Here is a 23,228-nt window from a genome sequence, read left to right as displayed (position 1 = left end):
ATGTTGACTGGCCCACCACCTTCGCGAGCAGCCTCGCTCCCACAGGATTTTGAATCGTTCCACAAAACGAATGAATTAATGCCTTCGGCTGGCGAACCCGTGGTTAAGTGCTAGCTTGAACTGACACGTCCTACAGGCTGATCGGAAAGAGATTACGTAGTAACGGCCGAGAAGTGCCGAGTCGTCCAGTGAGCCACCAGGGAATCGGGGAATCATGTCGAAAAATGCGCAAACACACGCCCTGTTGCTGGCGGCCTCAATGGCGTCTGCGGTTTGTGCGTATGCCGATAACGCTGAAGAAGCCAACAAAAGTAACAACCCGCTGAACCTGGCGCCTGGCGCCAATCTGCAGGATTACTACACGCCACGGCTCTACGACAGCAACGTCCACACCAACGATGCGTTGCTGCGCGGCACCCTGCCGATTGCGCCCAACGACTTCATCGGCGTACCGCAATTGCTGCGCGCGACGTTGCCGATCAGCACCCGCCCTGATCCGCACAACGGCTACAGCACTGGCATCGGCGACCTGAACCTGTTCGATATTTTCCTGCTCAAGACCGACGGCGTGCAATTGGGCATCGGTCCGCAAATCACCGCGCCCACCGCCGAGCACGACGAGCTGGGCACCGGCAAGTGGCAGGCGGGTCTGGCGGCCGTGGCGATTGATGCCTCGCCCAGCGGTTTGCTTGGCGCACTGGTGCAGTACCAAAGCGCCTTCGCCGGCGACCGCGATCGCGCTCATGTCGAAAGCGCAACGATGCAGCCCTTCATCATTCATAACCTGGAAAAAGGCTGGTATTTGCGCTCCACCGGCACCTGGACCTTCGACCTCAAGAACGACACCCACTACATCCCCATCGGTTTGGGCGGCGGCAAAGTCTGGAAATCAGGCGGCAACATTTTCAACACCTATATAGAGCCCCAATGGACGGTGGAACGAAAAGGCGATGGCCTGCCGCAGTTCACGCTGTTCGCCGGGATCAACGTCACGTTCGGTAAATAAGGACATTTATATGCACATCTCGCTTCGTGCGGCAGGTTTCAGTGTCATGGCGATGTTTGCCAGTTGCGGCGTGGGCGCTCAGGCCCAGGCGCAGGACCTGGACACCCGCATCGGCAAAATCGCCATGCAAGGCGAGCTGCCGAGCCATGAGTCGATTCCCAAACTGTATGCCGAACTGGACTTCCAACAAGCGACCCAAAGTTATCTGTGGGCCTTGCCACTGGTGTCCTACGCGCAGTGGCAGGAGGAGTTTCGGGACAAGCTTGGCGCCCGCAGCGGCGACCTGATGGTGCTCAACAGTTACGAAGACAAGCTCGGCGTGCTGACCGCCAACGCCACCACGCCGTACATTCTCGGTTTCGTCGATCTCAATGATACCGGCCCGCTGGTCATTGAGCTGCCACCCGGCCCGACTGCTGGCGGCATTGGTGATTTCTGGCAACGTGCGATCATCGACATGGGCCAGACCGGCCCGGACAAAGGCAAGGGTGGCAAGTACCTGGTGTTGCCACCGGGCGCCGAGTTGCCGGCCGACGCCGGTCAGTATTACCTGGCCCGTTCGCAGACCATGAACGTGCTGGTGGGCTTTCGCGTTCTCGATCCGGACCCGGCCAAAGGCAAGGCGCTGGTCGAGCAATTCAAGATGTACCCGTATGCCCAACGCGCCACGCCGGGCCCCACCAAGCTGCTCTCCCCTGGCGGCAAGGCCTGGTCCGGCACCCAGCCACGGGGCATGGCGTATTGGCAGCGTTTGCACCAGATCATCCAGAACGAACCGGTCAACGAACGGGATGTAGCCTAATATTCGAATTAACCGTTTAAAATCATTAACTTACATACGTTTCAGACATATAAACAGCCTATCTTTAAGCGCCTTTCCGGGCCAATAAACATTGGCCCAAACACACGTGTTTTGGGGAAGAAACTCCCAAGCTCCCCCCCCTCCTACGGCGTCCTGCCGACAGCTTCAATTTCCCATATGTGTCACGACATTTCCGCTGCTACGCTGTCCTCAAAACTGAGGACTCGCAATGCCCCATTCAGACCTACTCCCTTCCCTGCTTTACAAGATCAACGAAAACCAACTTGCCCTCGAGGCTGCCATCTTGGAGCTTTCGAACTGGGTCGAGGCACGCGGCTCAGCCGATGTCGCCGACAACGTGCGGGGAGCCCTGGACACTATCGACAAGAACGAGGAAGTCATCAAGCTGACCCTCGCGGTCCTGATGACGCCGGAGTGACGCATTCAGTGCAGTCCCCGGGCTAACCTCAATCGCATGAATATTTTTGGTAAATCAATTGTTGCTCGACTAGGCTTTAGCTCCCAGCAGGAGCTTAATCATGAAAGACAGGGATCAGGTCTACTGTGCGCTCTACAACCTAAATCTGACCCAGCTCGCTATTGGTGCGGCTTTGGAAGATTTGATCGCGATCATTGAACGGATGGGTGATATAGAGCCGCAGACGTCAGAATCGTTAAAACGCCATTTGTCTGCTATTGGGAGAAATTCTGACCGTTCCTGTGAGGCGATCTACTCGTTAGTCAGCTCACTCGCAGCGTCCGAAGATCTGTGGTTCCCTCCTCCTGCTTGGCCGTGAAAGCCCGGACATACACAGCGCACCACCAACGCGCCTCGATTACTGTATGTACACACAGTTATGGATTCGAGGTAGTACCGCGCACCCAGAAGACGACACAGCCGGCTGGCTGGGCGTCCCTCGCCTCTGGAAATGCGCAAGCAGCGCGCCCGCCTCTGGGGAACTAGATCCAGAAACTCAGTTTGCAACTACGAAAGGCTCAGGACGAAGAAAGACAAGTTCGCGGGGCATCTCCGACAGAGGGGGTGCAGAAGCGACGCCCATGCGCCAAGATCAGCGATCTCGACGAGATCAAACAGGAAAGAGACAGATGATCTGCGGTAGATGCTGACTGACTTAAAGCCTCAGCCAAAAACGATTGTCTAGCTATGAACTCAGGTGGGGGCTTAAACATGTGCCATATCGCAGCGCCGGGAACAACCGCGAGGCCCGGAGCTCCGGGCCTCGCGGTAGCAGATCAGTTGTTCGGACCAACATTAATATTGGGCCCTGTAGCCGGAACAGCTTCCGAAGCAATCGGTCCTAGCACGATCGAATCAAGAGTCAAACTATTATTTAGGAGCTCCTGGCCCGTCCCACTATTCATTGTGGATTTCCACTGAACTTTTTTGTATCCTTTAGTGGCAGGCTCACATTGAAGTACTTTGCCAGCAGGAACACTTCCACAAGTGAAACTCATGACATCCTTTGTTTCTAAGCTGTCTGAATCCAGCCATTGCACCGTTGCAATCACATCCTTGGCAGCATTAGACACACTACTGAGACTGATTCTAAAAGCTGCAGATATGACGGTATAGGGCGAATCATTTTTCAGTATTGGAGCAGTTATATACTCCTCATCTCTCCCAAGGTTGAGTTTAAGTATACTGGGCAGAGCTAAAGTGATCGAAATTCCGTTCTGTTCAAAGAGGGTGAAGGGGGTAGCAGCCCCTTGCGATAAGTTTGGAGCTTTCTTGGCTAATTCAGGCATTTCAGTCTCCTTGCTTCCATATAAATTGAAGTTCCGAATAAGAACTTCTCCTTTATGCGAATCCAACCTTAGATACGCGATAGTAACCTTAGTTGATCCGCCCCCTCTGTCAATTCTATAATTATCGAATAGAAATAATAATTTAACATCAAACTTATTCCTAATAGAAATAAAGCTCTGAAGATGGGCTGCATGCCGAAATGGTGCGCCTTCCTTTTGTGCCTCAATCGGTCAACTCCCGACCGGCGACAATACGCCCAGTGGGCATGACGGATTCGTGATCATCACCGCTGACAGCGCCGACAGCATGGTGAACATCCATGACCGGCGGCCGGTGACGCTTTCGCCGGAGCTGGCTCAGGAATGGCTTGACCCGGACACGCCAAAAGAGCGCGCCGAGCAGATAGTGCTGCTCCAGGGCGAGCCAACGGAGTCGTTCGAGTGGTTCAAGGTGGACCGCGCGGTGGGCAACGTCCGCAACCACGGGCCTGAACTGATCGAGCCAATCAGCGAGATTTCCGGCGGCGGCTACAATGAAAATTCTTGAACAATCATTAATATCAAATCCACAGAAATAAGCAAAGGAAGCAGGGAGATGACGCCCGAAAGGATCATGGAGTTATGCGATGGGTTCTGCGTGGAAACGGCTTCAGGCAACTACTCTGCCAAATCTCAGAAATATAGATTACTAGAAAATGGCATAGTGTTTCACGTACTAAGTTATGACGCACTAACGACAGCAATAACCGGCCTATCTGAAGTGCTGTTACGCCCAGGCTTAAACACAATAATTGATTTTGATCACTACGCTCTCTGGGGATGGTGCGGAGAGTTATTGCTAGGCCCAATGGCCCAAATAAAGATCCACAACAACAAACTCATGGATCAAGAAATAAATAACCTTTATCAAATTTGTATTCGAGCAGCGCTTGCTAAGTGCGATCGACCCACGCAACAATTACCAAGAGAAGAGCAAAGAAAAAAAGACAGTCAAGCGTTCCTAAATCCTGACGGCGGACAGCGACTAAAATCGTCTTCGGACGTAATCCTTGCCTATCTTGCCTTCCCTTTACTTGAAGCGCTTCTGAAACAAGCTTGCAACGAATTTATCACGCCAGACTCAAAAGTCATAAAGAGCTTTACGAGAGCGACATTTAACAATCCAAGCCATGTAGAACCTATCGGCAACAAAATCAGCAGCCTGAAAATATTATTGAATCTTTTATATGACCATGTAGCATCCGAAAACCTCAAAAAACTCATTGACCAATATCGATTTCATTTAAGTGAAGTAGGCGAGAAGCTGGATGCATTCGAACTTATCTACGACTGGCGGTGCGATAGCCTTCATGGAAATACAAACTTCCCAACTATAGGTGGAGTTATATTAAATCTATGCCTGCTAATCTCCGTCTACCAAGTTAAAGATCAATTTGAGCTATGGCGTGAGTATGGCAACATATCTTGGTCCGGCTGCGAAAGAAATGGCATAACCATTGACAACTTTTATCCACCAGGATGTTTTTTGCCACCGCTACCAGTCGAGTAAAGAGCAGCGAACCCATGATTTCTCTAAGGCACAACTGATCGTGAAGTAGCTTGTACGTATGCCTGGCACGCTGCCAGCGCAATCAGTCCTTGGTCGCCGGCGTCGGTGATGGCGACAATTCGTTGAGCATGCGCTGGGTCAAGTCGGGCGCGCGCTCCTCCATGAACCACGCCGCCGGCGCCGGGGGTGGCAGGCACTGAACGGCCACCGGCTGAATCCGTGGCGTCGAGGAGGACTGACAGCCGCAAATCAGAAGTGGCAAGACGATCGCGCAGGCGAGCCTGGTCTTTTTGTGCATTGGTCAATACGTCGTGGTGAGTTTGGTCGTTGATCGCCAGCCGCTGCTCGAGTGCCAGGCGCTTGTCTTGCTCAGCCTGGTGCTGTGTGGCGGTGGCCACGGCCAACTGGTTGAGCGTTTCGGCATGTAGCCGGGTTTGCTCGGCGAGCTTGTTGCCTTAGCGCCAGTCCTGCACCTGCCATGTGCCGACGGCCCCATTCAGCCGCTCAGGCCGGACCAATCTCATGATGGCCGCCGCGCGCTTTCCGCTGCATAGCGCCCCTGCGAAGAGCCGATTCTTGCGCTTATGACAAGCTTGAGATAAGCGCAAGGCTTGGCTGTTCAGCGATACGCCCAAGAGCGCCACGGCCAGTGCTCAGATCTATAGCCTGGTCGAGACCGCCAAGGTCAACTGCCAGGAGCCCTATACGTGGCTGCGCCACGAACTGAAACAACTGCCGCATGCCCAGTAGGTGGCCGAGTATGGAGGAGTGTTGCCGTGGATGCTGACCGGAAATACCACGGTAACGCGAAGCGCTCCCAGTGATAGGCGTACTTTGGATCGGATACGGTCAACGAGCCGCGACGAATAATCACAACGCTGCAACATGCGGGCGTCATCTTGCTATCGCTGGAGAATATAGCCTTCGGATAATCTACAAAGTAATGCACCATGCAGAAAGCTACTCGAGATAACGTGCATGGTGCTTAACACCTGGCAAAAAAATGTGGGTTCTGTCGCGCGATATTAATGATGAACTCGTCTGCCGAAACAACCCACATCGAAATTCAATCTAATTAGGCTTAGCCTGGGCACAACAACTAACCACCGGTAATCGAAATGTTATTATTGTCAACCTGCGCGAAAACAAATGTATGTTCACACCCAAAACTATCCGTAATTCGGATACTATTATTAAAACGATCCCAATTCCTTGCGGGATGGCTACGGTTGTAGCTCATGAGCGCCCGCATACTATGCACCCCATTCCGCAATTGAACATTCTGGTTATTGAAATAGGGAAATCGCCAAATCTCACCAACGGACAGCCGTTGCACGTCATGGCCAATTCTAAACATTAGCCGTCGGCCAGAGTCCCCTATCATCAAGAGTCCTGGAGGCCTCCAAGACCCACCCGTTAGCGTGAGTTCAACCAATATTCTCAAAGGTGACGGTAACTGCCAATAAAATATGAAGGTTTCGCGCGTATGGGATCCGCTGCCTGACGAATGCCCAAGTTCAGTAAAATGATGCAGGTCAGTAGCGCGTAGCGTATATGAGGGGATTGAGGTAGCTTCAATCCAGCTAGTAAATCTTGAACCTACATCCGTGCCTACATCTTCATCACTATAAAACCGCCGGAGTCCGGTAATGTCCACTGTAGCCCTGAACGCCCTACTCTGAGCAGGCAGTCTTGCCCTGAGAAATATAGTAACGCTCTGGATTGACGAAGCTTCCTCAGTCGGATTGTTTGGCTCGGCATGATCCTCAGCAAAGCTGTCGGGGCTATCAACCAAGCTTCTAGACCACATACCTTCATCAAATATTCCGCGATTTCTTTCTGAGGTCCAATTGACGGGGATGGACGTACCACTTCGCTCAACCAATTGAAGTGAGCGTAGTTCGTCGTCATTCAGTGGTGTATGAATACCATTCACCGTCTTTGTGTACGTAACCCTAACCGATAGTTGCTGCCTGTTGTTGGCGTACAATGAGAAGTTATTATTCAACACTTCAACGGTAAACCTTGTAAATCCGATGTTGTCAGCCATGACGTTCTCCAGCATTCATAAAATATGGTTAAGAGTAAAGCCATAAAATGGAGCGGCAATCTGCTTAAAGATTGTTACCGCGCAGCGTGCATTTAGATGTTCATCAGCCAACAAAGCCTTTTCTTGAACAAAGCTACCAAACTGCTCGCTGGCTTCAAAAAAATACTGATCAATATTAGGGCTGCTGTGAAAGTAAGCGAAGACAGCACGCTGAAACAACCTGGCGAACTCCAGCGTTTGAAAACCCGCATCCAGCGAACTGGCCTCTGACCATTCGCCTTCAGCATCAGGGCCAGTCCAAACCGAAATACGTCGATGATCAAGCTTAGGAATAAAATAATCCCCTTCTTGGTCTATATAGAGCATTTCTTGAAAAAAGGTTTCGCCCCGTAAAAACGGTGGCGCGACAAATTCAATCAGGAATTTTGCCCCATCTGCCACAAAGGGCACACACTCTCGCCCTAACGACAGAGCCTGCACCCTGCCAACCGGGCCAGGGCTTGTCGCCGACTTGAAGATGGAATCCAACATGCGCTGCTCAACGAATATCATAACATCACCCGACATTTACCAAATGTGCTATTACAGGGAAAACCAAATCGTGACTCTTCAAGTTTGTCTCTAAATCTTAAGGTGATGCACCATGAAGATCACGATTGGCAGTTTTACAAACCAGAAAACCGATGTTACGTCGTACCTCGGTACATCTCTGACAGTGCTGACGTTCGGAGTCGACTTGCACCATCATCAAAACTACTCGAGAAACCATGGACACTGGTAATGGAGTCAGTAACGTTACCTATCGTTGACGTGAACGCCCCATTTTTACTCGATGGATCGCTACCGGACGCCGAGGAGTTGTCGTCAGCTACAGTGATAGATCCAGTTACCACAGCGGTAATTCCGAGAGTCAGGTCCGCACCTCCAGCAAAAACCCCAAACCCCCTCATAAATCTAATATTATTATCGTTAAATCCGAGAGCAGAACGCACTCCTTCTTTTACTGCGACCCAGCGCGCGGCATTAACAGACATACTGGCTCGATGGGCAATGGTAAGCTGAACCGGCACTACCTCATTAGTCCAACCTTGAACTCGTGTAGAAACGTCAATTATTGCATTCGGCCTCAGTGCTTTATTGAATGCCGTATAAGCAGAGCTTCCAGCTGAAGCCAATCCGGCGGCTATGGATGCAACACCGAAAGCTAGTGAGGCTTTATTTAGTCTGCTGACAATCCCACTACGGTGTTTCGATTCTCCATCCTTCGCCTCGATCCCCATTGCGGCCACCCCTAACGTTCCACTGACGATACCAAGAACTCCGGCCACCACGCCTAAAACTGCTGCAACCGTTACGACCGGCACGATAGCTGCAACTGCAAACCCGAATGACAATATCCCAGCTAAAAGTCCCCCAACACCCAGGAGCCAAGACAACCACTTCGGCATAAGTCCACTCGGGTCACTAAAATTAATCGGATCACCATGACAATATGCATAAGCATTGATCCCCCCGGCACCAAAGGGACTCAAAGGATCGGGAGACAGAAAGATCATCAGCTCCGGACTATACGCTCTACGGCCATTGCCGAGATGGTATAAATTGGTTGCGGGGTCGAGCAACTCACCATTGAAGCCAGCGCGAGTCCTATCAACCAACATGGTGGAACTGCCTTGATCACCTACGTTTGATACGCCATAGGGCGTGTAATAAATACGTTTATTCTGCCCACCCTCTGTTATAACACCCCGAACACTGGCTGACTGATCCAGTAAATTAAACTCATCATCGGGCTCACTTCTTTTATTAACTAATACATTTTCTGCGTTGCGTAAAAACTTTGCTGATCTGTTCATCTGGGTGGCATTAACCACCTTTTCATCAGAATAATTTAACGCCATTTCCGGGCGCCCCCCAGGATCGGAGCGAGATATCTGCCGTCCATCGGCATCATATTCGTAACTACTGACGGCTTGTCTATTTAGAACAACATGAATTAATTGTTCAAAGTCATCATAAATATATTCATTGACACCGTCATTCCGCAAGTTTCCTGACTCGTCATAGATCAGCTCAACCGTCCGTGCCGGATTTGAATGAGACAATCGAGTGAGTTGGGTTGGGTCCAAACCCTCAAAGCGTCTTTCACTCACGTCTCTAGAACCATCCAAAAATACAGTAACTACGTGAGTCATGTTATTTAAGTTGTCATAAGTAAATTCTTGACGAACAATACTTCTACCGAGGGGGTCAATAGGATGATTTACCCCTTCACACTGATACAGACTTAAGCGCTGATTAGGATCATAGAAAAAACGCTCGCTGGTCAGTTCGGCGCCGTCGTCGACAAGGTCTGCACTAAGACGATCGTGCACACGGCCATCGACGTAATAATTCGTAAATAGTACGTCCCGAAGTTCACCATTGACAAACGTCTCACGCATTGACTCACGCTCACAGATAGCCTCGTAGGTGATCTTTGTCGTTACTTCATAACTACCTTGACCCGCTGTATAGCTGGCAACTCTGCCATACTGGTCATACTCATAATCAAAAAAGGTATCATCGATAATAATATGGTCAAGCCGACCAATACTGTCATAGCTTCTACTTTCAACACCATCTTGCGGAGAATCTCTCCTTAGCAACCTTCCTGCTGTCGAATACTTATAACTTGAAGTATACCGAGTTTGACCCTGTTGAATTTGACTGTCTGAACTTATCCGACCAAATTTATCATGTTCCTGTAGACGGGTGACCTGAGCATTCGTAGTTGAGCACTCTAGCAAGCCAGAGACATTATTGTATGAGAATTCACTTGCTATATCGTTGGCCAATTTAATCTGTTCGAGTTGTCTCAATTCAGGATTGTATTGAAAATCCTGAGTGATCCCACGTGGAGAGCGCGACGACGTCGGCAGTGTCGTTCCATCCTCATAGAGCCAAGTCGCCGCCTCCCCTACCGATCCTCTTTTTTGTTCTTTCAATCGGCCAACACCATCATAAACACGTGACCCCAGTATCATGCCATTAACATCCTGCGAAACAACCAGCTCATCACTGGTGTGTGGGGCGTACTGCATACGCAGCATTCTAAAGTAATTTATATCCCGCCCAACTGGCATATATTGCTTAGCTGTAATCCGATCAAAAATATCGTATTCGTAGGTAACTTCGGTAGCACTATCCAACACTTCAAAGGTGCACCGACCATAACCATCAAAAGTCCGATCAATCATGTTAATGCCTGGGAAGCGGTTGCTTGTCTGCTTAACTACTTTATTGAAATCATTATAGTAACTCAGAGTTGGGTGTAGACCGACTACCCCCTCGGTTTTCAAACGACTTATGGGGTGATAGTCAGTTATGTATACGCTTCCATCGGGACGAGTAGTACGACTACGCTCACCCCAAGAGTTATATTCATAACTTGTGATTAATGAGAGTTTGCCACTGTCTAGTTGATCCACAGCCTCTTCGGACTTTACCTGATCAAATTCATCGTAAGTCAATTTGAGCAAAGTAAACTCCTCCGCACCCTCCTCCGCACCCTCCTCCGCCTCTCTGATTTCAGCATTAGAGATTTGACGCCCAAACCCATCGTAGTAAGTGACATATTTAACACCTAAGGCGTCTATTGTTGTCATGCTCGCCTGGCTGTCTGAGCTTCCAAACTTATAAGTATACTGGCGAATAGCTTCATTTTCGGTGTCAGGTGAAACAATCTCAGACACCATTCTTTCGGACACGTCATATTTATACGTCAACGTGGTTGAATCTTCTTTTGTGATCGAATAGAGCAACCGACCAATCAGTGAAAGTGATCGGCTTGATTCTAAGTAAGCACCATCAAAACCTATTATTTTACGATTTTCGACAAGCAAGTTGCTTTCCAGCTCATAGGTAAACTCGGTCTTTGTTATGAACTCATTAATGTCGTCCTCTGTTATAAACTCATAAATAGTAGTAGAGGATTCCTGAAGCCGACCATGCAGCGCTGCGCCAGTAATGTCATCATAGTAGGTGAAATCGGTAACAACGGCATCATTCGCTTCAGTATCTGACTTAAGAGCCACATAAAAGCCATTTCCGTCAAGCGTGCTTAACGAAGTATAAGTATAACTGCTTGACTTTGGTGGTATCTCTCCAAAAGCCGGGTATATTGTCTCGTCTTTTTTAAACCTTACAAATTGTCCGTGAGGTTCTGGAGGACAAAGTTCGGACACACCTTCAACGGGATAGTAGATCATATCATGGCGAACACCAGAGGCGTCTGTTCGGCTGGTTTCATTCCCGAACTCATCCGTTTCGCTAAGTATCACTTCCTCTCGACTATCCTCAGCATCGAGCAATTGGTAGCGTGTGGTTATTATTTTTGGTAGTTGTAAATTGGCTGGCTGTTCTGAAAAACTGGCGCCTGGCACATTATTATAAGTGATTTCTTTTGTGATTTTGGCATTGCCGCGTGTCACTTCTTCAGTGACCAGTAGGTGGAAATTATTGAAAATATTTTTGGTGGACTGCAAAACGTTAATATCGCCACTTTCCTCCACCACCTCAACAACGTGTTCTTCGGTGAGGTATTGAAAAGAACCATCTTGCACGAAGTACAGATTGTCAACTCCTTCGCGAAAGCCGCCATTTAATGGGAACCCGGTAAAGTTGTTGCTGCTGTAGGTGTAGGTACGAATGATGTTTTTTTGCCCGGCACCTGGTCGTCTTGTCCAGCCTGTAACATTGGGTATAAATCTATTACGATCGACCTCATGTCCGCGCGGACTATAGTAAATATCTTCTATTCCTCCGCTGGGGGTTTCCAGCTTTGTTATTCCAATGACGTTATCTGCAAACGATTCATATCTAAACACATAACGCGACTGCTCAGGTGCATCATCCCTATCAAAAGGCACTGTGACAGAGATCAGCTCGTCGTTATTATTTATAACATTAAACAACTTCCGCGCAATCCGTCCATCATGAACGAGGGTATCTGCCATACTGATAAAACCTTCACCATAGTGGAGTGATAACAGTTCCTGCCCCGTTTGTACATTGGTAATATTGAGGAGCGTCCCGGCATCGCCACGATGAAATTCGAATCGCTCTCCGTTTTCGAAAACTATTTGATGAAGATGAAAGAGGTACGTGATTGTTGAGTACTGTAAAATCTCGACAGTGCCGTCCATATAAATCACGTGAAGTTCGAAGTCTCCAGCCCGCCGAACAACGAGATCTTTAAGCTTTCTGTCCAGTAAAACCAACTCCTCCCCCACACCAGGCAGACTATCTGCAACAATACTCTCGCCACTCAACAAACTCAGACGGGGAGTGTCCGATGTCGAATCAAATATGGTCTCACTAATCCGCCACCCTTTACCATACCCCACGTTGGTGCCATTCAACATTGAAAATTGTAGATTGATACTGCGACTTGATTCTACTGCACCCTGAGGAGACAACGTCACCAAAGAGATGGTGCTGCCATACAGCCCTGTGCGGGGGTCTACTTGGCCATTCAAAAAGGAGCTAAAATTAAATGCATTGGAATGTATGTTCATTTTTGAATTTCCCTATCTGACTGGCAGCTTATTTTTTGACACCTATCGCTAAATAGATTTTCAAAAATCCGCCAGTATCATATTCCAGTATTAAATAGCGTACTACTGATCAACTTTATCGCTATGTATTTTCACCTCTGAAACGCAGAAATTCTTATACAAACCGAGACCACCTGTACAGGTTTAGCTATTTAGACAAACAACAAGCCACCTATACAAACCAAATATCCTTGTACAATAACGACCATCTACAAGATGTATGTAATGCGTGACAACTGCACCTAGTTGTAGATGCCGAGTTCTGATCTGTCGAATTTTTTTTGTAATAACCCCAATTGAAAAATAATCTTACATAATCATTACGGCTATGATTTAAATCGCACGATCTCTTCGATGTCTTTTTTGCAACCGCTCTAGGATCATATTATTGACAACCGGATGCGCAGTTGGGCGAGCAGCCCTGTCGCATATTTCTGCACGCTTGCGTGCATCACTTATATTTTGTATATCTAAATATATTGCACAATTCAGGAAATAGATCTAAGAGGAATGCCATTTTCTCCCGCTAGAGCAGCTTGGAGCCGATATTGGCGTGGATATATTGGTATCCAGAGGCAGTGAGACCCGTCCTCACTTCTCAAAGATCGCGCCATAACTTCGCTCACAAGCCAATCCGGCTATTCGGGCTTGGTCATAAGCTGCTGCCAGCTCCCCCGCTCTTTTGTCAGCCCGCTGGAACAGGTCGGAGAGCACCATGGCGGCGCGGGTGGCTGACGCGCCTCGCGCGGTAACGCCGGTATCACTAGCATCGTTATTGGCTTGGTACGCCAGTTTTCTAGCCGCGGCGCGCAGCCCGTCACCAACAGCGTTAGCAGCACCGGCATCAGCATTTGCCACCTTGCTCTGTTCCCTCGCATCGCTTCCCACCTTCTCTACTGCCGCTTGGCGGCGTTGTTCTTCGCTCCGAGCTCGATGCTCAGCATTAGCAATATCCTGCGCCCGGGTCTTGGCCAGATCTGATAACTGCTTGCCATAGCGCCAGTCCTGCACCTGCCATGCGCCGGCGGCGGTGACCAGCACCACCACCAGCACACCGGCCAATTTCCATGACAGGAAACTCACGCCAACACCTTCAGCGCCGAGGCATACAGCGCCTGTCGATCAGCGGCCCCGTTCTGCCCGCCATTGATCCGCTGCGTGATCTTGTCGAAGCTCCCGGCATCGGCCAGGGTGTTCAGGCCCTTGGTCGCCCAGAACCACGCCGCCGACAGGCACGCATACTGCGGCTGCTCCAGCAATTCGGGCTGCTTGACCAAGTCAAGGCCCAGGGCTTCGCCGCAGGCCGTGTAATTGGCGCGGCCGGTGATCTGAATCAGGCCCCGGCCACGGTATTTGGAGCCGTCCCCCGCCGCGGTGTTGCCCAGGTCCTTGCGGCCTTCGTACCCGGCCTGCTGCGCGGTTGGCCCCCAGATCTCACGGACGTAAAGGAGCTGGCCAGACTCATGGCCAACCTGCGCAATGAATGCGGCGACCCGCTGCATACCCACGATCTGGTAGCGCTGCATCGCCGTGTTCAAGACAGAAACAAAAACGCCGGCTTTGGCGCCGGCGTTCGGGAGGATCTGCAATAGCTGTTGTTGCGTGATGGGCATACTTTTCTCCAGGCAAAAAAATACCCGCTCGATGGCGGGTGCGTTGTGCGAGTTTCGGCGCGCTACATCAAGTCGGTTGCGTGAACGTCGGGGTCGGCGGCGATCACCGGAACGTCCGGCTCGGCCGGCCATACCGGTGCGGCGTACCAGGTCGGTTGGGCGGTGACCTTGCCCAGGGCAAACTTGTAGGCCTTCCAGGCTTTCAGGCTCAGCAGCAACCCGGCCTGCTCCACCTCGTCCTCTTCAGTCGCCTCACCAGCATCGATGCCGTAACCCAGGGTGTCGACACGATCCTGAATACGGGCAATCTGCGCCACGGCCTTGGTGTTCTTGGCAGTAAGCTCTGTTCTGGCCTCGGCCAGTCGCGCCGCTGCCGTCGCTTCCGCCTTCATTTCGGCCGTGATCAGCAGCGCCCAGTCGATTGCGCCGACACGTCCCTGCACCGGTGCCCACTCCGGTGCCGGCGTATCGATCGGCGACGGCGGAAGCCTTACGGCGCCATCGGGCACATTTTCCAGAGGCGCCGGAAAAGCCTGCTCCTGGGTGTAGTTCGCCGGGATCGGCAGGAACATGGCCAACCTGATTTCCCCGTCCACCTTATCGATGTCGCCCATGAACCACCTACTGGCAACCGCACCGCCCGGCAGCGTGCCGCCGTCGGCAAGGCGGGTGAAATCAAATACCTCACCATTCACCGTCAGCACGTCGCCACGCTTCTCGATTCGCAAAACATCATCGCATCGCGTCGGCCATAATTTGATCCGCATCAGAACCACCTCCCCACACACAAGATTTTCAAATTAACGATGTTCTGCCCGACCGGGCCGTTTTTGAAAACGAACGACATACTGGTTTGCGATACCGAGTACGCACTGACCACGCCGGACGTATCGTTGGTTGCGGCGGGAACGGCTACGGCATAGCAAAAGAAATCCCCACTCGCGAACGCCACAGGGACTGCAAAAGGGCCCACTACCGTCGCAGCGTTTGCCGCTACAGGGAAAGGCCCCGCATTTTTAATAATGCTGATCAGCGTCCCATCAGCGAACTTGGTGTATGAACCGCTGGAAGTGCTGCCTGACTCAATAATCGCGCCAGTCGGGACACCGCCCGACTGAGCAACGGTGCCAACGATATCGGTGATGGCGGTTCTCTTCAGCTCAAGCGCTGTCCTTGCTGCCGCTGCCGTCGTCGCGCCCGTACCACCTTTCGCGATGGGAACGACATTTTCAGTCGAGACCGCTCCCAGCCCGGCCAGTGTCGAGCCCCACTGCTGGATGATGCTCTGCGCCTGATCGGCAAGTTGCTTCACGTATCCCTGAACCGGGGCCAGCGTATAGCTCGCGCCGGCGACTGTGGGGCCGGCATATGCCGGGAAGATTGCCAGCACCGTTGCGCTGGCGATATTGGTCACCTCGTGAAGCGCACCATTCGGGCCAATAAGTGCGTCACCTACTCGGCTGTTCGATGCAAAATCGGTTCCCAAGCCGGTCACACTCGTTGACCCGTTTGTGACAGTTACCTTTCCTTCTCTGTACCAGGGCATGGAGCCTCCAAAATTTGGTCATGAAAATACCCGCACTGGGCGGGCATGAAAGTTTGAGTTGAATCAGTTAAATGGAAGTGGAAGTCCAGCGGTTTGTATGATGAGCGCTGTCGGGTATCGATCAGTTGCTATGTTGCTATAACTTATTCCAGCGGGTACGCCGCCGCCCGCCATGGCCCTGGAATCTGTGGTCCCAGCAGAAGCCCCAAACATGAAACTGATGCCTCCAGTGCGCCCATAAGCCCCCTCCACGACGCCATAAGCAGCAGCATCGCCGCTATATCCAGAGCTAAAGTCCATGATCCCTCCGCCCCGGGACCAAGGAAGAAAGGCTGCATACTCCACTCCGGGACTCAGAGGTACGTCGTAAATGCAGTCAGCCTGCGGCATTGGGTAGTTAGGCGGCACTCTCAACTGGCGGCGCTGTGTTCTTCCTCCCAGATATGTTAAATAAATCCGGCCACCTTGCGTGCGCGGGTCGGGTGGCGGAGCGGTATATTGACCAATTATATTGAGAGGTGGCTGCAGGGAATTAAATGTAAGAGCCCCGCTCTCGTTATAGATCTTCAGAAACGGTGTCCCGACGAAATTATCGGCCATCAAATCGAAACAGTAATACCGCGTTGCAGCCGTAGCATTCGAGTACAGGAATGTAATGGTGTCGCCGATTCGCTGGGAGCCGTTAAGCGTTCCAGATCCAACGAGAAAAACAATGGGATTACGCGCATTGGTCAGAGTGAACCCAAACAGGTTGTCTCCCTTATCTTGAGCGACGTTTTGAACAGGGGTCCAGTTTGTCCCCTCTCCAGGATCAAGCTGAACTGACCTTAATCCCCTTCGCGACCACGACTGCTGGAAAGTCATGTATCCACTCTTCACTAAACCATAGGAAATCTTGGTGGTGTCGAAAAGCATCTGGCCGTTGTCTTTGTATACGGTTAAGCCTGCCATGCTTAATAGTACCCATAGAAAATTCTGGCGTTGGCTGAAAAGAACCCCCAACCCCTGGTTACATAGCTGTACGCCCAAGACAAGGCCCCTGGTGTCATCGTAACGCCAGGCAGGTGACCGGCCTCCCGCTGCACGTCAACGAGCGGAACAACTGCAAAGAACTGAGTCTTTCCAATTGGCGGAGGAGGAATGGCAATAGAGCCATTGATCCCACCGGTATCGACGTATCCCTGGTCTTGGCTAATGCTCATAGTCATATCGAGCATGACCGCTCCTGCGGGACTTTGAATTGTCAGTCCAGTCATTTCACACACTCATATTGATGGCGAGATTGCCGTTTGGGTGATAAAGCTTCACGGAGTTGTTATTTATCGCCAGGCGAGCCTGCCCCACGCCTTGTCCGTTCATTTCAAACCCCCCATTCTTGAAAATTGCCCAGCCGGTCTGCCCGAGCACATAATTCGTAGAGCAGATGTAATCGCCGATCTTCGCGTTGGTGATGGTGCCGTCCTGGATAAACGCGTCACGAATGAACGTCTGCCCGCCCGATACTGCGAACGGCGAGACCGGCGTGCCGTTGATCAAGTTCAGCAACATGAAGGTGTCCGCCCTGACGACGAACTGCGACGACACTCCGCTTGGGTCAACCTGAAGACCCAGCCCGAACGAAGCGGCGTACTTTTGCCCGCCTGCGGTGGTCTCCATTTTTACCGACCACAGCGTTTCCATCTTGCCCTCGGCCGTTGCCTGGGCCTTGGATACCGTCTGTACGGCGGCGGCATTGCCATTGATCGATGCCTGCAACTGCTCCGAGCGTTCAACCTGGGCTTTGTCCGCCGTGGCCAGGGCGCGGGTTTCCTGCGCAAACAGCGCTGTGCTCTGCCAATCCTTGATCACCCCCGATAGCGCTCCGTCACCGGTATCATCCCTGCCCATGGAGTACACCGCTCGCACGGTATTCTTCACGCCAGCCACTGCTTCATCGGTGGCCGCTTGAGCAGTCTCGACCTGCTGAATGTCCGCTGCGTTGCCATCGACGCCCGCCTTCAATTGGTCCAAGCGTTCGGCGGTGGCCAGCTTGTCGGACGCGACCACAGTTTCCAGCGAGCGGATGCCCGCCTTGTTCTCGCCCACCGCTGCATCCAGTGCCGTGGTGCGCTCGACCTGCGCCAGATTATCGGAAGCCTGAACCTTCACCTGCTGCGCAAACGACGCGCTGACCTCCCAGTCGTTGATAACCCCGGCCAGCGATGCCGATCCATCGTCAGCACGGTATGCCGCCCGCAGCGACTGCAAGGCCGTTGCCGAAGCAGTGACCTTGCCGTCCACCTCGGTGATCTTGGTGGTGTTGAGCGCCACCTGCTCGGCCAGCGCGTTGGCGGATTGCAAAAGGGTTCCGACATCTGTCCAGTAGCTAGCGTTTGGTGGTGCCGTGTCGACTGGCACTGCTTCGATTGCCTGATACAGGTGCTGGCCCTGCCGAACGATCTCGCCGATGACGTACGTCTTCGCTGGGTCATACACCAAGGCATCGGTCACCTGATCAATCAGCTCGGCCAGCTCTTCTTTGGCCTGACCCAGGCGATCATTCACCGACCCCGGCCCGCTGCCAGAAATCAAATCAATCTCATCCAGCAAGTGCTTTCCGAGCTCCGTCTCAGTGATCTTGCCGGTCAACAGGTCGAGAATCGGCGCTGCTTCCGAGCTGGCCTGCCCCATCACCCCGCTGCCTACCGGGTAGAACGGCCCCACGTTGCCGGTCCGATCCACCAGGCGCGCCCAGAAGAACAACGTGGCACCGGCCTTTATCTGCTGCAGGCTGTAGTCGCTTTGTGGGTAGGCCAGATCCGCCAGCTTGGTCGCGTCTGGCAGGTTGGTGGTCTGCCCATACCAGATTTCCGTGCGCTGAGTGTCCTCGGCGCCGGCGGGGAAGCCCCACTTCAAGCTGATGCCGAACAGCAGCGGCGTGGCCGTGAGGAATGACACCGCCGGCGGCAGGCCTTCCTTGCCCTTGAGGTTGGTCAGTATCGAGCTGCGCCAGATCGACGAGATGTCGAAGGCGCTGACGGCGCGGACGCGGGCCAGGTAGGCGCCGGCGTAGATGCCGACCACGTCCACGCTGGTCGTGCCAACCCGCTGCAGCTTGATCCAGTTGCCGCTGTCTTTGCGCCACTCGACGTCATACGCGACGGCGCCGTTCACCGCTGGCCAGGCAATGGTCAGGGTGGCGACAGCAAGGCCCTGGGATACGACCGAGTTCGACGTGAGGGTGACGCTGGCCGGCGCCGGTACAACGGTGATCGGGATGACGCTGATCGGGCGCTCTTCCAGGCGGGCGCCGGTGTCGATGTGAGCGAACTTGCTCGGGTCGTACTGAACGGCCGAAATTTCGAATACGCCGGGCTCTGGCCGGGATACGCTGGTCACCCGGTACAGCGGCACGGCCAGGTCGTCGGCATCCAGCGCCCAAACGAGCTCAGGCTCTGGCGACGCTGAGTAAGCGACGGTGACGGTCAGCACGCGGCCAGCCACGGACTGAACAGTGCGGCCTTCGCACTTACCATTGGACAGGTTCAGGATTAGCCGGTCCCCAGCCTTGGCCTGCGTGTCGCGATCCAGCGTGATGGCGCGTCCGGCCACCGCCGAGATACGACCGCCGATTGCACGGCCAGCCAGCAGCTCGTCAGCAATCGGAATTACATAGCCAGGCAGCGGGATGCGGCCATCGAGGCCCACGCGGAAGCTGACCGCACGATCCTTGGAGTTGGTGAGCAATGCCCACTTGCCCCGACGCTGCGCTTCCGACTCGCGGGTGCAGCCGATCGCACTGATCTCCAGCGGATTGTCGCCGTAGCGCCGCTGCAACTTGGCGTCAGTCACTGCGGTGACGTCGGTGTCGTAGTTGTTCGCCGGGTTGTCGTAGCTGATCAGCGCGCGACTGTAGCGGGTGCGCTCCGACGCGCTGGAGTAGGTGAACTTGCCATCAATGACATTCGCCCGGGTATAGGCAAAGTCGAAGTCCGTGGCGCGCGGCATATCCGACAGCGAGAAGACCTGGCCCTGGGCCCAGTAAGTCATGCCACGATAGATGGCTGAGATGTCGCGCAGCAGCGACCAGGCATCTGCCTTGCCCTGCAAGTTCAGGTTGCAGATGAAGCGCGGCTCCTGGCCACCCTTCCCGTCCGGAACCAGTTGGTCGCAGTACTGGGCGATCCGGTACAGCTCCCACTTATCGACCTGCCACGGCTTGATGCGGCGGCCGAGGCCGAAGCGGTCGCTGACAGTGATGCCGTAGGTCACCCAAGCAGGATTGTCGGTCCATGCCGACTTGAACGTGCCGTCCCAAATGCCGGTGTAGGATCGGCTGTCCGGATCGTAATTGCTGGGCACCTGCCACTTGCGGGCGCGGCAATCGACCGTCACTGCTGGGATGTTGCGAAACTGTTCGGCAGAGAATTCGATATAGAGCAGCGCGGTATTGGGGTAGCGCAGCTTGGCGTCGATGACTTCGGTGAAGCCAGCGATCTGCATGGTGTCGGCGATTTTGTTGTTGTTCTGATTCGGCGTGATCCGGGTTACTCGGATCAGCCAACCACTCGACGCCACAGGCAAGTCAATACGCCGCGTACGCTCGTAGGTACTGGTGGTCTTGCCATTTACAGCCTCGCCCAGCACCTGCTGATAGGCGCCGCCATCAGTGGCCAGTTCGACCTTGTACTCAATCTTGTAGCCGTTTACGTTGCCGCTGGCATCGATCGATTGCAGGGCGGGCCACGCGAAACGCAGCCGCACGGCTGATAGCTCGGTGTTGTTGATTGCACGAACCCACGGCGTGCCGCTGCGCAGCTCGATACCCAGGCTCGTTTCGTTCTCTACCGACGGAATGCCCTGAATGTAGCCTTGCTCGACCGAGCCGCTGCGGAATTCCCACTTCACGTTCGGGAAGTTCATGTTGCCCTGTGGGTCTTGCAGGGGTGTGTTGTCGAGGTAGATGTCCCGCGCAGTCGGGTTACCGGCAAACTCCCCTTCGCCCATCGCGATCAGTATCTTGGCCACCGCCACCGAGCGCAGGCTATCCGGCGCCTCGGTCGGAGTCTTTGGCTTGTCCGACCCGCCTTTTTCGCCGTAGATATCAATTTTCTGTGCTGCGCCCATGCTTTTCTCCAGGCAATAAAAAACCGCCTCATGGGCGGCTGTGGTGTTCGGTGATTGGCTACATCTGGTCTTCAGCATAAATCGCAGCACTGATGATCGCGCCACCCCACCGACGCTTGCCAATACAGAGCGGCACCGGGTTGCCGGATGCCGTGGTGTTCTTGGCACTGCCAAACGCGTATCCCGGCGTGTTTTCGGGGGCTGCGCTGGTTTTCAGGCCGCCGGCCTGGGGGCTGAGCATTTGAATGACGCCGCCTGCGACCATTGCGATGCCGGAACTAAGTAAGTAGGGAGATATTGGGTTGCCGGGGACGAAGTAGTTGCCGATTAGCGCTGCCGCAATAAGTACAACCCCAACCACCGTCTGAAATACCCCCCCGCGCTTGCTTCCAACCACCACAGGCACTATTCGAATCTCCCCATCTCCGCTGTAGCTCAGCTCGCTCTCCCCAATGTTCCTCTTGCCCCGAAATACGGCGAACTCCAAGCCTCTTGATTTGGCGTTCGAAAGGAAGCGCTCGAAACCTGGGATCTGAATGCAAAGCGCCTTGATCGCTTCGGCTGGAGTTCTGATCGACAACCTGAATGAGCGGCCAAACTGGCGCAATTGCCCGTAGAGCAAAATGGTGGTGAGGGGTTGGTATTCGACTGCTGTAGCGGCCATTGAATTCTCCAGGTAATAAAAAACCGCCCGGAGGCGGTTGGTTTGTTTATTTGATCGAGCTTGGCCTGATATCAAATCCAGCCTGATCTCCACTGACTCGAAAAAGCCTGACTTGTCCCGACTTCACCGGTGCGGATTGCTCTTTGAGCATATCGGTGAAGCTGCAAAGACCGCCGCCCTGCTTATCAATTCCCATGCCGATCAGGTGGTCGCCAGCCGGTACTTTGAACCTGACAACTTCGCCAGTATCAATCCTGGCTGCGACATCTCCGTCGAGGTAGATAGCTAGATAGCAACCGCCCCCCAGCGTTCCTGTGTCTCTCGCAACAACAATCGTGCCGAATGGCACAGCTGGCTGTGCCTGAGTTGCGAAAACGCGTTCCTTGGGGACTAGTTTCGCCTGACTCAAAGGTACTGGCGAAGTCGAACACCCTGCCAGCGCCACCAGCGCCAAGGCCCCTACGATAAATTTCATGCAGGTCACTCCTGTGGAAAGCGGGAAATGTAGCACTGGGGCGTCAGAAACGAAAAAACCCAGCTTGTTGCTGGGCTTAAGTCTAATGGCATCGATGGTAACTTAAATATATCAAGGTGCTTGATGTTCCCACTCTCGAACATTCAACAACACTGCAGTATTATTTGATTCTTTATCCCATATAGCTTTATTTAGATGCCAATAATAGAAATGTACAACTTTTCCAGTATCAAGCGTTTTTTTACTGGACTTTCCTTTCTTACTGTAGATAACAACAAGATCTCCCGACTTAACCATCAAGTCAGGCAGCCAGTATGCAGATTTAGACCCCGACAGCGGGTTTCCTGACGCGCCTCGTTTAGATCGCATGAGCACGTATTTACCAATATCTACGTCCTCTTTTGCTTTCAGAACGACTCGTTCTTTCTCAATATTCCCAGCCTCTGGAATTCTGTCAATTTCGAGTTTCATTGGTTACTCCGCTTCGACCAGAAACTGCCACCCACAAGAGCCGTCCCACCTATGACAACGATAAATGTCAGAGGCCAGTTACCCCAGGCAGTTGGGAGATATCCGAGAACCAGGCAGCCGACACCAAGCATCGTTGACTGCACAGTGTCAAGCGACGCCATTCGCTTGAGCGATGACTCAGCTACGGCAAGACTGCTTTTCACCTCATAATAATCAGATCTAAATTTTTCCAAGATCAGGATTTGTTCTTCTGCAACATCAAGCCGATCCAGAATCATTTTCTGGACTCCCGGGTCTTTCAACTCCTCGTCGTTTAGTCGCCTTTCCACTCTGGCGAGCGCTCTCTTTTCGACAGCGCTTTCATTTCTTACTGGTATCGCGTCACTGTCATCAGAGGCCTGATCAATCTGACCCATAGTCCGTTATCCATTCCAAGCCCATCGGCACCTAACGCGCGAACCCATTCAAAAAAGGTCAGCGTCCAAATTAGCTTGTCCACTCTACAGCTAGCCAGTTCGATCATCCAGCTGGATGCAAAGCCAGTAACGCCCCACACCCCTTCGATAGTAGCCTCCTGCCTCC

19 protein-coding genes and 4 pseudogenes are annotated in these 23,228 nt (G+C 52.8%); 7 read left to right on the top strand and 16 right to left on the bottom strand.

Annotated elements, in window-relative coordinates:
* Window positions 1-214: 214 nt before the first annotated feature.
* The 4 genes and pseudogenes from POF45_RS00425 (at window position 215) to POF45_RS00410 (ending at window position 2,605) form a co-directional block, all read left to right on the top strand.
* A complete protein-coding gene (locus POF45_RS00425; protein WP_409077884.1) occupies window positions 215-1,006 on the top strand; it encodes a hypothetical protein in 792 nt (263 codons plus the stop codon).
* 10 nt (window positions 1,007-1,016) lie between these two features.
* A pseudogene (locus POF45_RS00420) lies at window positions 1,017-1,799 on the top strand (DUF1254 domain-containing protein); the annotation flags it as partial.
* A gap of 238 nt (window positions 1,800-2,037) precedes the next feature.
* Complete coding sequence (locus tag POF45_RS00415) at window positions 2,038-2,247, top strand: hypothetical protein (RefSeq protein ID WP_282314740.1); 210 nt, start codon at window positions 2,038-2,040, stop codon at window positions 2,245-2,247.
* 100 nt (window positions 2,248-2,347) lie between these two features.
* Complete coding sequence (locus POF45_RS00410; RefSeq protein WP_282314739.1) at window positions 2,348-2,605, top strand: hypothetical protein; 258 nt, start codon at window positions 2,348-2,350, stop codon at window positions 2,603-2,605.
* 457 nt (window positions 2,606-3,062) lie between these two features.
* Here POF45_RS00410 and POF45_RS00405 read toward each other — a convergent pair whose 3' ends face one another.
* Window positions 3,063-3,575, bottom strand: coding sequence for a hypothetical protein (locus POF45_RS00405; RefSeq protein WP_282314738.1), 513 nt, complete (start codon window positions 3,573-3,575; stop codon window positions 3,063-3,065).
* Between the two features lie 205 nt (window positions 3,576-3,780).
* Between POF45_RS00405 and POF45_RS00400 the strand changes: the two are divergent.
* Both POF45_RS00400 and POF45_RS00395 read left to right on the top strand, forming a co-directional pair.
* Window positions 3,781-4,122: pseudogene (locus POF45_RS00400) on the top strand (SOS response-associated peptidase family protein); the annotation flags it as partial.
* Between the two features lie 48 nt (window positions 4,123-4,170).
* The gene (locus POF45_RS00395; protein ID WP_282314737.1) at window positions 4,171-5,124 is read left to right on the top strand and encodes a hypothetical protein; all 954 of its coding nucleotides are present in this window, start codon (window positions 4,171-4,173) and stop codon (window positions 5,122-5,124) included.
* Window positions 5,125-5,147: 23 nt separating this feature from the next.
* On the opposite strand, the pseudogene POF45_RS00390 reads toward POF45_RS00395, so the two are convergent.
* A pseudogene (locus POF45_RS00390) lies at window positions 5,148-5,642 on the bottom strand (lysis protein).
* Between the two features lie 85 nt (window positions 5,643-5,727).
* Between POF45_RS00390 and POF45_RS00385 the strand changes: the two are divergent.
* Window positions 5,728-5,874: pseudogene (locus POF45_RS00385) on the top strand (transposase domain-containing protein); the annotation flags it as partial.
* 349 nt (window positions 5,875-6,223) lie between these two features.
* On the opposite strand, the gene POF45_RS00380 reads toward POF45_RS00385, so the two are convergent.
* The 14 genes from POF45_RS00380 to POF45_RS00315 form a co-directional block, all read right to left on the bottom strand.
* A complete protein-coding gene (locus POF45_RS00380) occupies window positions 6,224-7,174 on the bottom strand; it encodes a hypothetical protein (protein WP_282314736.1) in 951 nt (316 codons plus the stop codon).
* A 15-nt stretch (window positions 7,175-7,189) separates the two neighbouring features.
* Complete coding sequence (locus POF45_RS00375) at window positions 7,190-7,705, bottom strand: hypothetical protein (protein WP_282314735.1); 516 nt, start codon at window positions 7,703-7,705, stop codon at window positions 7,190-7,192.
* Window positions 7,706-7,860: 155 nt separating this feature from the next.
* Complete coding sequence (locus POF45_RS00370) at window positions 7,861-12,732, bottom strand: RHS repeat-associated core domain-containing protein (protein ID WP_282314734.1); 4,872 nt, start codon at window positions 12,730-12,732, stop codon at window positions 7,861-7,863.
* 630 nt (window positions 12,733-13,362) lie between these two features.
* Entirely contained in the window at window positions 13,363-13,854 is a 492-nt protein-coding gene (locus tag POF45_RS00365; RefSeq protein ID WP_282314733.1) for a DUF2514 family protein, read from the bottom strand.
* A complete protein-coding gene (locus POF45_RS00360; RefSeq protein WP_282314732.1) occupies window positions 13,851-14,384 on the bottom strand; it encodes a glycoside hydrolase family 19 protein in 534 nt (177 codons plus the stop codon). Before POF45_RS00360 ends, POF45_RS00365 begins: the two co-directional genes overlap by 4 nt.
* Before the next feature lie 62 nt (window positions 14,385-14,446).
* Window positions 14,447-14,776 carry a phage tail protein gene (locus POF45_RS00355; protein ID WP_282315980.1) on the bottom strand — a complete coding sequence of 110 codons (330 nt, stop codon included), beginning with the start codon at window positions 14,774-14,776 and terminating at the stop codon, window positions 14,447-14,449.
* 374 nt (window positions 14,777-15,150) lie between these two features.
* Complete coding sequence (locus POF45_RS00350) at window positions 15,151-15,879, bottom strand: phage tail protein (protein ID WP_431978597.1); 729 nt, start codon at window positions 15,877-15,879, stop codon at window positions 15,151-15,153.
* 114 nt (window positions 15,880-15,993) lie between these two features.
* Window positions 15,994-16,881 (bottom strand): hypothetical protein, encoded by an 888-nt coding sequence (locus tag POF45_RS00345; protein ID WP_282314730.1) that lies wholly within the window; start codon window positions 16,879-16,881, stop codon window positions 15,994-15,996.
* A 2-nt stretch (window positions 16,882-16,883) separates the two neighbouring features.
* Entirely contained in the window at window positions 16,884-17,147 is a 264-nt protein-coding gene (locus tag POF45_RS00340) for a hypothetical protein (protein WP_282314729.1), read from the bottom strand.
* A gap of 40 nt (window positions 17,148-17,187) precedes the next feature.
* Window positions 17,188-21,036 (bottom strand): TipJ family phage tail tip protein, encoded by a 3,849-nt coding sequence (locus POF45_RS00335; protein WP_282314728.1) that lies wholly within the window; start codon window positions 21,034-21,036, stop codon window positions 17,188-17,190.
* A 58-nt stretch (window positions 21,037-21,094) separates the two neighbouring features.
* Window positions 21,095-21,700, bottom strand: coding sequence for a tail assembly protein (locus POF45_RS00330; protein ID WP_282314727.1), 606 nt, complete (start codon window positions 21,698-21,700; stop codon window positions 21,095-21,097).
* Window positions 21,701-21,746: 46 nt separating this feature from the next.
* The gene (locus POF45_RS00325; RefSeq protein ID WP_282314726.1) at window positions 21,747-22,175 is read right to left on the bottom strand and encodes a hypothetical protein; all 429 of its coding nucleotides are present in this window, start codon (window positions 22,173-22,175) and stop codon (window positions 21,747-21,749) included.
* Window positions 22,176-22,286: 111 nt separating this feature from the next.
* Complete coding sequence (locus POF45_RS00320) at window positions 22,287-22,646, bottom strand: hypothetical protein (RefSeq protein WP_282314725.1); 360 nt, start codon at window positions 22,644-22,646, stop codon at window positions 22,287-22,289.
* The gene (locus POF45_RS00315; protein WP_282314724.1) at window positions 22,643-23,062 is read right to left on the bottom strand and encodes a hypothetical protein; all 420 of its coding nucleotides are present in this window, start codon (window positions 23,060-23,062) and stop codon (window positions 22,643-22,645) included. Before POF45_RS00315 ends, POF45_RS00320 begins: the two co-directional genes overlap by 4 nt.
* Window positions 23,063-23,228: the final 166 nt, after the last annotated feature.

The sequence above is a fragment of the Pseudomonas fungipugnans genome (assembly GCF_029955235.1).
GTDB lineage: Bacteria > Pseudomonadota > Gammaproteobacteria > Pseudomonadales > Pseudomonadaceae > Aquipseudomonas > Aquipseudomonas fungipugnans.
This window is presented reverse-complemented; position numbering and strand designations above follow the sequence as displayed.